This is a genomic window from Desertibacillus haloalkaliphilus (assembly GCF_019039105.1).
Taxonomy (GTDB): domain Bacteria; phylum Bacillota; class Bacilli; order Bacillales; family KJ1-10-99; genus Desertibacillus; species Desertibacillus haloalkaliphilus.
This window is the reverse complement of record NZ_JAHPIV010000542.1, coordinates 1-339: the sequence shown is the minus strand read 5'-3', so window position 1 is coordinate 339 and position 339 is coordinate 1. Positions and strand designations below refer to the sequence as shown.

General features: G+C 52.5%; 1 protein-coding gene. It reads left to right on the top strand.

Annotated features, from left to right (window positions below; genetic code table 11):
- A partial coding sequence (locus tag KH400_RS30390; RefSeq protein ID WP_217228662.1) for a hypothetical protein occupies positions 1–339 on the top strand: 339 nt, incomplete at both ends.

Sequence of the window (339 nt, the reverse complement as noted above, 5' to 3'; positions counted from 1 at the left end):
GGGGAGAGGAGAGGGGGAGAAGAGAGAGGAGGAAGAGGAGAGGAGAGGGGAGAGGAAAGGGGAAGGAGGGGAAAGGAAGAAAGGGAAAAAGAGAAGGGAAGAGAAAGAAGGGAGAAAAGAGGGGGGGAAGAGAAGGGAGGAGAAAAGAAGGGGAAAGAAGAAGGGGGGGGAGGGGGGAAAGGAGAAAGGAAAAGAAAGGAAAGAAGAGGAGAAGAGGGAGGGAGAGGGAGGGAAAGAGGAAAGGAAGGAGGGGAAAAAAGAGAAAGGGAGAGGAGGGAGAAGGGAAGAGAGGAGAGAGGGGAAGAGAAAGAGGAGGAGAGAGAAGAAGAGAGAGAAAAA